Source organism: Bifidobacterium choladohabitans, assembly GCF_016102005.1.
Taxonomy (GTDB): domain Bacteria; phylum Actinomycetota; class Actinomycetes; order Actinomycetales; family Bifidobacteriaceae; genus Bombiscardovia; species Bombiscardovia choladohabitans.
Window position 1 is genome coordinate 487,545 of the sequence record NZ_JACFPL010000002.1, and the last position, 13,187, is coordinate 500,731.

Genomic DNA, 13,187 nt, shown 5'->3' on the forward strand with positions numbered 1-13,187 from the left:
GGATTACTGGTCGCTAAGACTGCCTAAGGAGGATTGTCAACGGCTTGTTCTGCCGGTCAGTCTTCAAGATCCTGGGGGCCCAGAATGCCAAGCAAACGGGCCTGGTGGGTCCCCCAGTCGGTCAAGGGCCGCTCGGAGCCCAGCAGAACCATGGTGGCCGGGGGCAGTCCAAGATTGAGCAGGTCCAGAAGGTCGGGATCGGAGTTGTCCTCGGCCAGCCATTGTGAGCAGATAGACATGGTGGGCTCATGACCCAGGATGAGGACCCGGCGGTCACGGTCCTCGGTCTGCGCCAGCTCGTCGAAGACCGCCTGCATCCCGGATTCATAGAGGGATTCCCGGTAATCCACACGCGGTCCGTCCCCCAAGGGCTTGAGCATGCCGTCCAGGGTCTGACGGGCCCGGGGTGCGCCCGAGCAGATGATGCGGTCAGGCACCAGGCCCAAAGCGGTCAATCCACGGCCCATGATCCGGGCCTGCCGCTGGCCACGGTCGGTCAGCTGGCGGCTGCGATCGCCCTGTGACCCCTGGCGTTCGGTCTTGGCGTGACGCATGAGCATGAGGGTTCGGCTGCACCGCCGCAGATCCTCGGCCTTCAGACCCTTTCGCAAACCCATTCATGCTTCCTTTCCCGACGATCTCATCAGTCGCCCTTCCCATTATGACAGAGCCCAGTGGATACGCCGGTCATGGGTGATCAGTCTTCCTGATCCTGTCCGCCCTGCAGAGTGCGCACCTGATGGTCCAGGTCACGCAAGACCTTGCGCAGCTTGCGATCGGAGACACGGCGCAGCTCCAGATCCTCGAGATCCTCCAGGTCCACCATCTCCCGCTCATGACCCAAGCCGCTGCTCTTGGCTGATGACCGGCCCTGATCCACGTCGGTCTGGTAATCCTTGGTGGCCCGGACGTGCTTGCGCAGAGCCTGCTGGCCAGGAGCCATGGCCCTGCTGGTCAAGAGGAAGCCGGTGTGCCCGATCATCTCATGCTCGGGTCGGACCGCCAGGCCGTCGGCCTTCCAGGAGCGCTCCAGGCTCTCCATGATCTCGGGCTCGGTCCACCGCCCGTCGGCACGCAGGACCTCGGCCAATCGGCTCAACTGGGTGGTGGTGGTCACGTAGGCGGTCAGCACGCCGCCGGGAGCCATGACCCGGTAGGCCTGCTCCAGACGGTTCCAAGGGTCCAGCATGTCCAGAACAATACGGTCGAATCCGTCCTTGGGCAGGTCGGCGGCAACGGTATCGAAGTCGCCGGTACGCAGGTCCCACTGGGCAGGGCGCTGTCCAAAGAAGACGGTGGCATTGCCCATGGCCACCCGTGCGAACTCCTCCCGTCGCTCGATGCTGGTCAGCTTCCCCTCCGTGCCGATGGCATCCAGCAGGCCCAGACTCATGGCCCCTGAGCCGGCTCCCGACTCCAGCACCCTCATGCCGGGACGGATGTCGCCCAGGAGGATGACCCTGGCCACATCCTTCGGGTACATGATCTGGGCGCCGCGTGGCATGGAGAGTATGTAGTCCTCCAGCCGTGGACGCATGACTGTGAAGGCCCATCCCCCTATGCTTCGCGAGGACTTCCAGGGCTTGGCCCTGTCATCCTCCTCTGCGCCAGTGCCGGCATCCTGCTTGTGACGCATCCGCCGCCACTTGTCAGCAGAAATCGTGACGACCACGGATCCCTCGGGCAGGCCAATCATGGCCTCGTGCGGCAGGAGCCCGTGGTCGGTCTGGGTCAGGCCGCCCGGCTCAAGCATGACCGTCAACCTGCGGCCACGCCTGTCGGTCAGCTGGACCCGCTCCCCTACGCTCAGCGGACCGTGTCTAAGGCTCATGCCCCCTCAGTCCTCCTCGCCCTTGGTGAACTGGGAGTTGTAGAGGGAGGCATAGGCACCTCCGCGCTCCAGCAGCTGGTCGTGGGTGCCCTGCTCGACCACCGAGCCGTGGTTGACCACCAGGATCAGGTCGGCGTCGCGGATGGTGGACAGCCTATGCGCGATGACGAAGGAGGTCCTGCCCTTGCGCAGGGTGTTCATGGCCTGCTGGACCAGCAGCTCGGTCCTGGTGTCCACCGAGGATGTGGCCTCGTCCAGGATCAGGATGTCCGGGTCGGACAGGAAGGCCCGGCAGATGGTCATCAGCTGGCGTTCACCCTGGCTGAGTTCGCTGCTGTCCTCGTTGAGGACGGTGTCATAGCCCTGGGGCAGCTTGCGGATGAACTCGTCCACGTGGGTGGCCTTGGCGCCATCGATCATGGTCTGCTCGGGGATGGTCTGCCCCTCATCCAGCCCGTAGAGCAGGTTGTCGCGGACGGTCCCGTCGAAGAGCCAGGTGTCCTGCAGAACCATGCCGAAGTGGCTGCGCAGGTCGTGACGGGTCACCCTGGAGGTATCCACGCCGTCGATGGTGATGTGTCCGCCCTGGATCTCGTAGAAGCGCATGAGCAGGTTGACCAGGGTGGTCTTGCCCGCCCCGGTGGGTCCCACGATGGCGATGGTCTGCCCGGGCTTGGCCTCGATGGACAGGTCCTTGATCAGCGGCTCGGCCGGATCGTAGGAGAAGCGGACGTGGTCGAAGCGGACGTGGCCCTCGACCTTGCCTCCGGTCTCCTGGCCCAGATGGTCGGGATGCTCGATGTCCGGCACCTCCTCGGCCTCGTCCAGGAAGTCGAAGACCCTGCGGCAGGAAGCCAGGGAGGACTGGAGCATGGTGCCCATTGAGGCCAGCTGGCCGATGGGCTGGGAGGCCTGACGGGTGTACTGGGTGAAGGCCTGCAGGCCGCCCAGGCTCATGCTGCCGTTGAGCACATGTACGCCGCCGACGATGACCACGATCACGAAGCTCAGGTTGCCGAAGAAGGTAGACATGGGCGTGACCAGTGCCGAGAAGAAGGAGGCCTTGAAGCTGGCCTGGTAGAGCTCCTGGTTGCGCTCCTCGAACTCCTTCTCCGCCTCGCGCTGGTGACCGAAGGCCCGGACCACCATGTGGCCGGAGAACATCTCCTCCACGTGGCTGTTCACCTGGCCGGTGCGGATCCACTGCCTGGTGAACTGCGGCTGGGTCTTCTTGAGGATGACGCCCGCGCACAGGGCCATGACCGGGATGATGATGAAGGCGATCAGGGTCAGCAGGGGCGAGATGGTCAGCATCATGATGAAGGCGCCGATGATGGAGAAGACGGAGAAGATCAGCTCGCCCAGGATCTGCTGCAGGGTGCCCGAGATGTTGTCGATGTCGTTGGTGGTCCGGCTCATGACCTCGCCGCGCGGGGTCCGGTCGAAGTATTGCAGGGGCAGCCGGTCCAGCTTGTCCTCGATCTGCCTGCGCATGGTGTAGACCGCGTCGGAGACCAGCCGGGTCATCAGGAAGTTCTGCACCAGCCTGACCAGGATGGAGATCAGGTAGATTCCGATGACGAACATGAGGATGGTGCCGAAGCGCCCCCAGTCGATGCCCACGCCCACCTGGACGTTCATGGAGTCGATCATCCGGGCGAACTTGTCCTGCCCACGGGACTGCAGGTAGGTGACCACAGCCTGCTTGGGGGTGCCTGGCTTGGCGCCCATCTTGACCAGCATCGACCCCAGCAGACCCTCGAAGAGGACGTTGGTGGCCTCGCCCATGACCTTGGGGCCGATGACGATCATGGCCACGGCGGTCATGCCGGCGAGGACCATGACGATGACCCTCCAGGGGCTGGCCAGCAGATAATGGACCAGCCGGCCCACGGTGTGACGGCGGCCGCCCACGGCCTGCGAGCCTGTATTCGTGCTCAAGTCCTTGGCCATCTACTCGGCCCTCCCCTCGTCAATGCTGAGCTCTTCCACGTCGGGACCCTGCCCGCCCTGGGACTGGACGATCTCCTGGTAGGTGGGGCAGTCCTCCATGAGCTCGTCGTGGGTGCCCCGGCCGACGATGCGGCCGCGGTCCAGGACCAGAATCTGGTCGGCCTGGCGGATGGATGCCGCCCTCTGGGCCACGACGATCTGGGTGGCCTCGCGGGTGACCGGGACCAGGGCCTCGTGCAGGGCCCGGTCGGTGGTCATGTCCAGCGCGGAGAAGGAGTCGTCGAAGGTGTAAATGCGGGGGTTGCGCAGGATGGCCCTGGCCATGCAGAGACGCTGCTTCTGCCCGCCGGAGAAGTTGGTGCCGCCCTCGGCCACGCGGGCATCCAGGCCCTCGGGGATCTCCCGCACGAAGTCCTCGGCCTGGGCGATGCGCAGGGCCTGCCAGATGCGGTCGTCGTCGGCGTCGGGGTCCCCGTAGTGCATGTTGTCGCGGATGGTGCCGGTGAAGAGGATGGCCTTCTGCGGGACGGGCCCGAAGATCAGGGCCAGCTGGTCGGGGTCGTACTCGCGCACGTCGTGGCCATCCACCAGGACCTGGCCGTCGGTGACGTCGAACATGCGGTTGGCCAGCCGGATGATGGTGGACTTGCCGGATCCCGTGGCCCCGATGATGGCCGTGGTGGTGCCCGGCCGGGCTGTGAAGGAGATATCCGAAAGGACCGGATCCTGGGCGCCCGGGTAGCTGAAATCCACGTGCTTGAACTCCAGCAGCCCCTGGGGGTGCTCGTTGCGGTAGGGGTGCTCGGGAGCGGCGATTTCGCTGGTGGCCTCCAGGACCTCGTTGATCCTTCGGGCGGCCACAGCGGCCCTGGGCAGCATGACCGACATCATGGCGGCCATCATCAGGCCTGACAGGATGATCATCAGGTACTGGATGAAAGCCTGCAGGGCGCCGATCTGCATGGCACCGGAGTCGATGCGGCGTCCGCCGAACCACATGATGGCCACGTTGGACATGTTCAGCAGGAACCACATGAGCGGCACCATCATGCTCATCAGCCTACCGGTGGAGATCAGGACGCCGTAGACGTCGCGGTTGGCCTTGTCGAAGCGGGCTGCCTCGGTCTTCTCTCGGACGAAGGCACGGATGACCCGCACGCCGGAAATCTGTTCGCGGACCAGACGGTTGACCGAGTCCAGCATGTTCTGCAGGCGGGTGAACAGGGGTCCCATCCTGCCCATGAGCACCAGGGCCACCACCAGGATCAGGGGGACAATGACCGCCAGGGACCAGGTCAGGGGGCCGTCCTGGCGCAGGGCCAAAACCAGCCCGCCGATCAGCATGACCGGGGCCTGCAGGATGATCATCAGGGTCTGCATGGTGGTCATCTGCATCTGCTGGACGTCGTTGGTGGTGCGGGTGATCAGGGAACCGGCCGAGAAGCGCTCGATCTCGTTGAGGCTGAAGCCCTCCACTGAAGCGAACAGGTCCCTGCGCAGCTCGTAGCCCATCCTCATGGACAGCCGGGTGGCGCAGTAGACGGCGACCACGTTGGCCACAATCTGGATGGCGGTGATGCCCATCATCTGCCAGCCGATCCGATAGATGGCATCCTGGTCGCCTACGGCCACGCCCTTGTCGATGATGTCCGCCTGCAGGTTGGGCAGGTAGAGGTTCAAGGCCGTCTGCGCCACCTGAAAGAGCACCAGAACGGCCACCTGGAGCCAGTAAGGCCGCAGGTAGCGAGTCCATATTTTGATCACGTCAACATCCTTCACGCATACAGGTCTGCCGCGGTCCCCGGGCAGACAAACCACCACAGTCTATACCTGCGTCTGGGCTGATGAATTTGCTATTCCTTGAGCTGATACGGGCATGTCAGAACAGGTCCGCAGGCATTGGCGTTCAGACGGCGAAGGCACCCCAGCGGCCGTCGCGGTGGACCACGGTCAGGTCCAGGCCGAAGAGCTCGCTCAGTCGCGGACCGGTCAGTCCACCCTCCAGCGGCCCCTGGTAGACGATGGTGCCCGGATCCGGGTCGCCGGTGTCTGCAGTGTCGGCAGGACGCCGGCCCATCATCGCTATCCGATCGAACCCCAGAGGTATCTCCTCAAGCCGGTGGGTGACCAGGATGACCGTACGGTCCTTGTCTTCACGGCCGATGTCGCTCAGGGCCCTGAGCACCAGCTCCCGACCGCCCAGGTCCAGCCCGGTGGTCGGCTCGTCCAGGATGAGCAAATCGGGATCGGCCATCAGCGCCCGGCAAATCAGCACCCGGCCACGCTCCCCCTCGGAGAGCCGGTACATACGCTTGCCCTTGAGGTAGGCGATGCCGAACCGGTCCATCAGGGCCAGGGTGGCCTCCTCCTGTTCGGCAGTGAAGGTCTCCCTCCAGCGGCCGGTGGTGTCACTGAAGGCGGTCAGCACCACGTCGTAGGGATCCTCCTGGGGACTGATGGTCTTGGCCAGGCCGGCCGAGGCCAGACCTATCCGATGCCGGTAGGAGAAGACATTCACCTTACCCAGCCGGTTGCCCAGAATCTCCACGCTGCCGGTGCTGGGGAAACCCCGGGTGCTCATCATGGCCACCAGGGTTGATTTGCCCACGCCATTGGGCCCGAAGAGCACCCACTTCTGCCCCTGGCCCACCTCAAGGTTGACATCGTCCAGTATGACCCGGCCCTGACGGCGGAATCCCACGTGCTGCATGAGCACGGCCTGCTTTTCTGCCACGCTTTCGCTCATGGTCACAGGGCCGTTCCGTATGAGTCCAGACGGGGATTGTCCCGGTTGCCTCCCACCAGGAAGAGTCCCAGCACACCCAGGCAGAAGACCGCCGCGATGGCGATGGTGGCCCAGATGGGAACATGAGGCAGCCACATGCAGACCAGGAAGGCCAGGCCTGAGCAGATGATCAGGGCCCAGACCAGGATTCGCAGCCACTGACGCAGGCCGCTGGGAGCCTTCAACAGACGGGGGTTGCGGTCGTTGGGATCCACGGAGTCCTTCTGCACCAGGTCATCGGTGTGCCCGGTGGGCTTCCACTCGGCTCCCTGGCCAGCCTCCAGCCGACGGGAGCGCTCCTGCAAGGCCCGTTCGTCCATCACTCCGGCCCTGCCCTTGGCCGTCATCCTCCGGTCATCACTGCCGCCACGGCGGCTCCGCTTGGCCTGCGCCCTACGTTCAGCGCGGTTGGTCATATCCCACTGCCTCCATCCCTTCGATCGGCACCATTCCTTTTCATATTAGCGTGGGTACCGGTCGGCCGCTGGCAGGGTCATCGCGCGCTCATCGGCTCGAATGGGGGCGGGCAGTTCGGTGGCGCCTGTCAGATACCGATCCACGGCCGCAGCGCAGGAACGACCCTCGGCCAGGGCCCAGACCACCAGGGATTGGCCGCGTCCGGCATCACCGCAGACGAAGATACCGTCGCGGTCGGTGGCGTAGTCGGCATCCCGGGCCACGTTGCCGCGAGGGTCCAGGCCTATGCCGGTCTGTCCGGTCAGGGTAGCCGTCTCCGGATGGGCAAAGCCAATGCTGATCAGCACCAGGTCGGCGGGCAGGACCCGCTCGGTGTCGGGATGGGGAATGATTCGGTCCTGGTCGTCCCGGCTGACGTCCACCACGCGAACACCGCGCACCCGTCCCTCATGATCCCGATCGAAGCCGGTGGGGGCGCTGGTCTGATCCAGGTTGATCCGGTCATCGGAACCGTCGCCCAGGTACTCCAGGCTGTCCACCGCGTACTCGTAGCGGCCGCCTTCCTCCATGGAGGAGGTGGGATTGTAGAGCCGGGCGTAGGTCGGCCAGGGCCGGTTATCGGGCCTGGAAGAGGGCTCCCGGGGCCGGATTTGCAGGACGGTGACCGACTTGGCACCCTCTCGCAGGGCCGTGCCCAGGCAGTCCGACCCGGTGTCTCCACCGCCGATGATGATGACGTCCTTGCCGGCCGCATCGATGTTGTTGATGGGCTCGCGGCCCATGAGTTTGCGGGTGGGGTCGGGCAGGAAGTCCATGGCGTAGTGGATGCCCTTGAGCTCCCGTCCTGGCAGGTCGACCCGACGGGGCTCGGTGGAACCGATGGCCACCACCAGGGCGTCATAGCGGGCCCGCAGCTGATCCCAGCCCAGGTCTCGGCCGATTTCGACACCGGTACGGAATCGGGTCCCCTCGGCCTCCATCTGCTCCAGCCGGCGGTCCAGCAGGGACTTCTCCAGCTTGAAGGCGGGAATGCCGTAGCGCAGGAGCCCTCCAATGGCATCGGCGCGCTCGTAGACCACGACCGTGTGCCCTGCCCGGGTCAGCTGCTGGGCGCAGGCCAGCCCTGCGGGACCGGAACCGACCACGGCCACGGTCATGTCGGTCAGCCGCTGCGGAGGCCGGGGCTTGACCAGACCCAGGGACCAGGCCTGGTCGATGATGGTCTGTTCGTCCAGCTTGATGGTGGTGGCCGGCTGGTGGATGGAGAGCACGCAGGAGGACTCGCAGGGAGCCGGGCAGATCCGTCCGGTGAACTCCGGGAAGTTGTTGGTCAGGCTCAGCCGCTCGTAGGCCTCCTCCCAACGGCCTCGGGACAGCAGGTCATTGAACTCGGGGATCAGGTTGCCCAGGGGGCAGCCGGTCATGCAGAAGGGGGTGCCGCAGTCCATGCAACGGGCGGCCTGCTCGGCGGTCCAGGGCCCGGGGCCAGTGGTCTGGTGCACGTCCCGCCAGTCCTTCAGGCGTTCAGCGACCGGGCGCTCGGCGAGCTCGTGCCGGGTGCGTACCTTGAGGAATCCCTTGGGGTCGACCATATCAGTGCGCTCCTTCCATGACCTGGGCGTAGGTGGCGTCCCAGACACCGGGCGCGTTGAAGTCCACCTGCTCGCGTTCGGCCTCTTCCATGGCCTTCTTCATGGCCAGATAACGACGGGGAACCAGATGGGTGAACCGGGCCAGCGCGCTCGGCCAGTCCTCCAGCAGCCCGGCCGCAGCCTTTGACCCGGTCAGCCGGACATGCTCCCCTATGAGTTCCTTGAGCATGGCCGCCTGGTTCTGGTCGGGCTCCAGGGCCAGCAAGGAGCCGTCATTCCAGGCTTCAGGATTGAGCCGGGAGGTGTCCATGTCCAGCAGGTAGGCATCCCCTCCTGAGAAGCCGGCGCCGAAGTTGCGCCCTGTGGGACCCAGAACCACTACCAGGCCGCCGGTCATGTATTCGCAGCCGTGGTCGCCCAGGCCCTCGACCACGAAGCGGCCGCCCCCGTTGCGCACGGCAAAACGCTCCCCGGCCCGGCCCGCCACGAACATGTCGCCCGAGGTGGCGCCGAATCCGGCCACATTGCCGCAGATGACAGTCTGATGCGGATCGTAGCGGACGCCCTTGGCGGCGTGGAGGACCAGACGACCACCGGACAGACCCTTGCCTGCATAGTCGTTGGCCTCGCCGATCACCCGGATGGTCTCGCCCCTGGGGATGAATGCACCCAGGGATTGACCGGCCGAACCTGTCAGCGTGATGTCCACGGTGTTCGGAGGCAGGCCGGCCGCACCGTATTCGCGGGTGATCCTGTAGCCCAGCATGGTGCCCACGCTGCGATTGACATTGCGCACGGTTGTTTTGATGGCAACCGGCCGACCCTCGTCCAGGGCGTCGACAGCCTGGTTGATCAGGTCCACATCCAGGGACTTGTCCAGTTCGTGATCCTGGGCCTGGGTGTGGTGCAGCACCGTGCCCGGGGTGGGGCCCGGCTTGCGCAGGATGGCATCCAGGTCGATGCCCTGGCTCTTCCAGGTGCGCACGGAAGGGTCCCGGCGCAGGCACTCCACGTGGCCGACCGCCTCCTCCAGGCTGGCGAATCCCAGGGAGGCCAGGATCTCCCGCACCTGGCGTGCCATGAGCATGAAGAAGTTGATCAGATCCTCGGGCCGGCCGGTGAAGCGCGAGCGCAGCTCCGGATCCTGGGTGGCTATGCCCTGGGGACAGGTGTTCTTGTGGCAGGCCCGCATCATGACGCAACCCTCCACCTGCAGCGCCGTGGTGGCGAAGCCGAACTCCTCGGCCCCCAACAAGGCCGCTACGACCACGTCGCGGCCGGTCTTGAGCTCCCCGTCGCATTGGACCACAATCCGCGAGCGCAGATCGTTCATGACCAGGGTCTGCTGGGTCTCGGCCAGGCCCAGCTCCCAGGGGGTGCCCGCGTGCTTGATGGCGTTGAGCGGGGCCGCCCCTGTTCCGCCGTCCTGGCCGGAGATGAGGACCACGTCGGCATGACACTTGGCCACGCCTGCGGCCACGGTTCCCACCCCGTGCTCGGAGACCAGCTTGACGTGGATACGGGCCCTGGGGTTGGCCATCTTAAGGTCATGGATGAGCTGCTTCAAGTCCTCGATGGAGTAGATGTCGTGGTGGGGCGGAGGCGAGATGAGTTCAACCCCGGGTGTGGAACGCCTGACCTGGGCGATCCAGGGCGGAACCTTGGCGCCGGGAAGGTGGCCGCCCTCCCCCGGTTTGGCTCCCTGGGCCAGCTTGATCTGCAGATCGGTGGCCGAGACCAGGTAGTCGCTGGTCACCCCGAACCGTGCCGAGGCCACCTGCTTGATGCGGCTGGTCCGGGCCGGGTCTGCAATCCGGTCCGGGGATTCACCGCCCTCGCCCGAGTTGGACCTGGCCCCCAGCCGATTCATGGCCAGGGCCATGGTCTCATGGGCCTCCTGGGAGATGGACCCGTAGCTCATGGCGCCGGTGGAGAAGCGGGTGACGATGGACTCGGCGGGCTCAACCTGATCCAGCGGTATGGGTGCCCTGTCGGAGTGCAGCTCCATGAGGCCGCGCAGGGTCATACCGCGCTTGGCCGCCGCGTTCACATGGTCGGTGTAGGCCCTGAAGAGTCCATAATCCCCGCGCTTGGTGGACTGCTGGAGCAGGAAGATGGACTCCGGGTCGTTCAGGTGGTCCTCTCCGGTGCGACGCCAGTGGTAGTTGCCGCCTGTCTCCAGGTCATGTCCGGATCCGGCGGTCCACTCGATGGGGTAGGCCACCCGATGGCGCTGGGCCACCTCGGCGGCGATCTCGTCCAGGCCTATGCCGCCCACCAGGGAGGTGGTGCCGGTGAACCAGCGGTCGATGACCTCACGGCTCAACCCAACGGCCTCGAAGAGCTGGGATCCCCGGTAGGACATGATGGTGCTCACACCCATCTTGCTCATGATTTTCAGGACCCCGGTGCTCAGGGCCCGGACCAGGTTGGCGGAGGCCTTTTTGGCATCCACGTGCAGGTCCCCGCTGTTGGCCAGGTTCTCCACCGACTCCAGGGCCAGGTAGGGGTTGACGCAGGCGGCTCCGTAGGCAATCAGCAGTGCCACATGGTGGACCTCGCGCACATCGCCGGCCTCCACTGCCAGCGAGACCTGGGTGCGAGTGTGCCGACGGAGCAGGTGGTGCTGGACGGCCCCGGTCAGCAGCAGGGAGGGTATGGGCCCCCAGATGTGGTTGGAGTCCCGGTCGGACAGGACGAGTACATTGCAACCCTCTTCAATGGCCTGATCCACCTCCCCTTCGATGGCCTCCAGACGCTCCTCAAGGGCCTTGCCGCCCCCGGCCACCTGGTAGAGGCCGCGGATCAGACGGGGGCGGAAGCGGCCTTCCAGGACCGGTGCCCGGTCCAGGCGCTTGATCTGGGCCATCTGCACGGAATCCACCACAGGCAGGTCGATGTGGATCTTCCAGGCGTGCTCGGGGGTGTCCTCCAGAAGGTTGGGCTCGGGGCCGATGGCCGAGGCGATGCTGGTCACCAGCTCCTCGCGCTCCCAGTCCAGGGGCGGGTTGGTGACCTGGGCAAACTTCTGGGTGAAGTAGTCGAAAAGCATGCGGGACCGGCGTGAGAGTACGGCGATGGGTGCGTCATTGCCCATGGATCCGATGGGCTCGCCGCCGGTTTCGGCCATGGGCCCCAGCAGCATGGTCAGGTCCTCCCGGGTGTAGCCGAAGGCCTGCTGTCTGCGGTGGACCGAGATGCGCGAGTAGTTGACATGCTCGCGCTCGGGCAGGTCGTCCAGACGGACGGTCCGCTCCGAAACCCACTTCCGGTAGGGGTGCAGACCAGCCAGTTGGTGCTTGATCTCGCTGTCGGGCACTATCCGGCCCTCTTCGGTATCGGCCAGGAACATGCGTCCCGGCTCCAGCCTGCCCTTGGCGACAATGGACTCCTGGGGCGTATCCTCCAGGACGCCGGCCTCCGAGGCCAGGACCAGGTGGCCGTCCTCGGTCAGCTGCCAGCGACCCGGGCGCAGGCCGTTGCGGTCCAGCTGGGCGCCCACCAGGGTCCCGTCGGTGAAGACGATGGCCGCCGGGCCGTCCCAGGGCTCGATCAGGGCGTCGTTGTACTGGTAGAAGGCCTTCAGGTCCGGGTCCATGTCCGGATCCTGCTGCCAGGCCGGAGGCATCATCATGGAGACGGCGTGGGGCAGGGACCGCCCGGCCAGGTGGAGCAGCTCAAGGGTCTCGTCGAAGGTGCCCGAGTCCGAGGCTCCGGGGGTGTTGACCGGCAGCAGCGGGGCCATGTCGCCCAGCAGCTCCGAACTCAGCTTTCCCTCGCGGGCCGACATCCAGTTGCGGTTGCCCTGGATGGTGTTGATCTCCCCGTTGTGGGCGATCATCCGGAAGGGCTGGGCCAGAGGCCAGGAGGGGAAGGTGTTGGTGGAGAAGCGGGAGTGGACGATGGCCAGGCGGGCCTTCATGGCCGGATCGCTCAGGTCGGGGAAGAAGCCCTGCAGCTGCTTGGTGGTCAGCATGCCCTTGTAGGTGACGGTCCTGCAGGACAGGGAGGCAAAGTAGACGCCCAGCTCGTGCTCGGCCCGCTTGCGGACCCGGTAGCCCAGCCGCTCGAGGTCCAGTCCCCCTCGGCCTTGAGGCCCGGCGTCGCACATGATGGGCATGAGGAAGCGGGGCATGGAGGCCAAGGCCTGCAGACCCAGTCCGTCAGGATTGGTGGGCACCGCCCGCCAGGCCAGAACGCGCAGCCCCTCCTGGCCCGCAATCGAGGCGATGGCCTCCTCCTGGCTGGCAGCCTGTGCCGGATCCCTGTCCAGAAAGGCCATGCCCGCCAGATAATGGCCGGCTTCAGGCAGATCCCGGTAGACACGGGTGCGCATGAACTCGTCAGGCATGGAGAGCATGATGCCGGCACCATCGCCGGTGTTGGGCTCGGCACCCACGGCTCCTCTGTGGTCCAGGTTGACCAGGACGCGGATGCCCTGCTCGACGATCAGTCTTTCATCCCGTCGGTTGAGGGTGGCCACCATGCCGAAACCGCAGGCATCGTGTTCCGTATCAGGGTCATAGAGCCCTTGCGGGCCGTGAACGTGCAGATCGAGAGGGGCCGTGAATGACACCGCAATCACCTCATTCGTGGACGCGGGCGGGGC

General features: G+C 65.7%; 8 protein-coding genes. All 8 read right to left on the reverse strand.

Features of this window, described 5'->3' with window-relative positions; genetic code table 11:
• Window positions 1-56 precede the first annotated feature (56 nt).
• Entirely contained in the window at window positions 57-617 is a 561-nt protein-coding gene (locus tag H3S97_RS05580; protein ID WP_198219907.1) for a SixA phosphatase family protein, read from the reverse strand.
• Window positions 618-697: 80 nt separating this feature from the next.
• Entirely contained in the window at window positions 698-1,831 is a 1,134-nt protein-coding gene (locus tag H3S97_RS05585) for a tRNA (adenine-N1)-methyltransferase (protein WP_198219908.1), read from the reverse strand.
• A 6-nt stretch (window positions 1,832-1,837) separates the two neighbouring features.
• Complete coding sequence (locus H3S97_RS05590; protein WP_198219909.1) at window positions 1,838-3,784, reverse strand: ABC transporter ATP-binding protein; 1,947 nt, start codon at window positions 3,782-3,784, stop codon at window positions 1,838-1,840.
• A complete protein-coding gene (locus H3S97_RS05595; RefSeq protein WP_198219910.1) occupies window positions 3,785-5,548 on the reverse strand; it encodes an ABC transporter ATP-binding protein in 1,764 nt (587 codons plus the stop codon).
• 142 nt (window positions 5,549-5,690) lie between these two features.
• Window positions 5,691-6,530, reverse strand: coding sequence for an ABC transporter ATP-binding protein (locus H3S97_RS05600; RefSeq protein WP_198179717.1), 840 nt, complete (start codon window positions 6,528-6,530; stop codon window positions 5,691-5,693).
• A gap of 2 nt (window positions 6,531-6,532) precedes the next feature.
• Window positions 6,533-6,985 (reverse strand): tripartite tricarboxylate transporter TctB family protein, encoded by a 453-nt coding sequence (locus H3S97_RS05605; RefSeq protein ID WP_198177753.1) that lies wholly within the window; start codon window positions 6,983-6,985, stop codon window positions 6,533-6,535.
• Between the two features lie 45 nt (window positions 6,986-7,030).
• Window positions 7,031-8,578 (reverse strand): glutamate synthase subunit beta, encoded by a 1,548-nt coding sequence (locus H3S97_RS05610; protein ID WP_198179719.1) that lies wholly within the window; start codon window positions 8,576-8,578, stop codon window positions 7,031-7,033.
• Window position 8,579: 1 nt separating this feature from the next.
• A complete protein-coding gene (gene gltB / locus H3S97_RS05615) occupies window positions 8,580-13,154 on the reverse strand; it encodes a glutamate synthase large subunit (RefSeq protein ID WP_198179721.1) in 4,575 nt (1,524 codons plus the stop codon).
• Window positions 13,155-13,187 lie beyond the last annotated feature (33 nt).